Here is a 2,174-nt window from a genome sequence, read left to right on the forward strand (position 1 = left end):
GATCACGCCCGCGTCCACTGGCTTCTTGTTGCGCGTGATGATGGTCTGGAATGCCTGCACCATCTGGCAGGCCACGGGTACCGGGTCGATGCCATTGTGCGGGAGCGCGGCGTGCGCACCCTTGCCGCGGATCACGATATGGAACTCGTTGCTCGAGGCCATCACCGGCCCGCTGCTGGCGGCGAACGTACCCACCGGCATGCCCGGCCAGTTGTGCACGCCGAAGACCGCCTCCATCGGAAACCTCTCGAACAGGCCGTCCTTGATCATTTCGCGTGCACCGCCGCCGCCCTCTTCGGCTGGCTGGAAGATCAGGTAGACCGTGCCATCGAAATCCCGATGCTTCGCCAGATGCTGGGCGGCAGCCAGCAGCATGGCGGTGTGGCCGTCGTGGCCGCAAGCGTGCATCTTGCCCGCGTGCTGGCTGGCGTGGGCGAAGGTGTTGTGCTCCTGCATGGGCAACGCGTCCATGTCGGCGCGAAGGCCGATGGCGCGACCGTTTTTGCCACCGTCGCGGCCGTGCACAACGCCCACCACGCCGGTGGTACCCATGCCGCGGTGCACCTCGATGCCCCATTCCGCCAGCTTGCCGGCCACCACATCGGCGGTGCGCACCTCCTGGTAGCAGAGCTCAGGGTGGGCGTGGATGTCGCGCCGCACGGCCGCCATGCCCGCGGCCTGGGTGAGGATGGAATCGATCAGTTTCATGAGTGCACTCTCGGTGCCGCAGCGCGGCCTCTGGTTTCGACAGAGGCATGGTACCCAAACCTGCTCGACCCTGTGACGACAACTGGAGGTGGCCTGCTGACCGCAGGGATGTTTGGCGGCGCGGCTCAGCGACGGATGCGGCCGTCTTCCGTCAGAAGGGTTAGCTCCACAAAACGGGAGCCCGTGTGTTTGCCAGGGCCGAACTCCAGTGGAAAGCCGCCCAGATCTACATTCCCCATGCCTTCGACCGCGGCGAGAAACGCGTCCCGCGTGAGGTTGCGTCCTGCGCGTTTCACCGCCTCTGCAAACACTTTGGCAGCGACAAACCCCTCGATGCCCGAGTAATTGGCTGCTCGACCCTGCTTGGCCTTGACAGCCGCCAGGTACTCACCCGAAATGGCCGTGATCGGTGTGTACGGGAAGGGCATTACCTGACTCACTACAACGCCTCTGGCATCCCGGCCGAGTTCGTCAAGTAGCGCTTGGGTACCCACGAACGATACGTTGTAAAAACTGCCGGCAAAACCCCGCTTGCGTGCCTCCCGCACAAAAGCCGCACAGGACTTGTAGGCACTGATCTGAACGATGGCCTGTGGCTTGGCCGCCAGAATATCGCCCAACGCTTTCGATACATCAACCGAATTGCGCTCCACGGTACCGGTGGAAACTGGTTCGAGATTCTGTGCCTTGAGAGCCCGCGTCACCCCTTCGAGACCAGCCTTGCCGTAGGCGTCGTTCTGGTAGAACACCGCCAGCTTGTTGATGCCCGTCGAGGTGTTCTGGCGCACGATGGCGGCGGTTTCATCGAAATAGGAAGCCCGCACATGAATGGCGTAACGATTGAAAGGGGCGCGCAAGGCCTCTGCACCAGTGAATGGCGCAAAGAACGGCAGCCTGGCAGCCGTGGCCAGAGGCAGGGCCGCAAGGCTGGTAGGGGTACCAATGTAGCCAAACAGAGCAAACACATCGTCGCTGATGAACTGGCGCGTATTGGCTGCACAGCGATCTGGCTCGTAGCCGTCATCGAGCCGCTTGATTTCGATTCGCCGGCCGTTGACGCCACCCTTGGCGTTCAGGGCCTCGAAATAGAGTTGTGCGCCGAGGTGAAACTGCAGGCCCAGTTGCTCGGCCGGACCGCTGAAAGGGGCCGACTGGCCCAACACAATGACGTTATCGCTCACTCCAGCGCTTTGCGCCCGAGCAGGAGAAACCCACGTCGCCATCGCGGAGACTCCCAGGATGCTGCCCAAAGTGGACAAAGCCTCACGACGCTGCATGCGAGATCTCCTGATATGCTGTTTTGAAGACTGTCTCCTGCCTCGCAGGTCCCAGTAAATCGCTCGCGCAGGCTACGCACAGAACAGTTCCCCATGACACACTTTCCGACCTTTGGTGGCTCTGGGCCGACGAAGTACGACAGCACCACGGTGCGTGGCGCCTGCCCGCACGATTGCCCCGATACCTGT

At 62.5% G+C, this 2,174-nt stretch carries 2 protein-coding genes; both read right to left on the minus strand.

Features of this window, described 5'->3' with window-relative positions:
* Positions 1-708 (minus strand): amidohydrolase (locus GPT33_RS18810; RefSeq protein WP_296812197.1); only part of this gene is annotated, 708 nt, incomplete at its 3' end.
* Positions 709-833: 125 nt separating this feature from the next.
* Entirely contained in the window at positions 834-1,985 is a 1,152-nt protein-coding gene (locus tag GPT33_RS18815; RefSeq protein ID WP_296812199.1) for an ABC transporter substrate-binding protein, read from the minus strand.
* Positions 1,986-2,174: the final 189 nt, after the last annotated feature.

It is taken from the genome of Thiocapsa sp., from assembly GCF_011390875.1.
Classification (GTDB): domain Bacteria; phylum Pseudomonadota; class Gammaproteobacteria; order Chromatiales; family Chromatiaceae; genus Thiocapsa.

What these genes read in the sequence shown, in the direction of transcription:
- GPT33_RS18815 (WP_296812199.1), bottom strand. Translation starts at nt 1,985, where the DNA reads ATGCAGCGTCGTGAGGCTTTGTCCACTTTGGGCAGCATCCTGGGAGTC.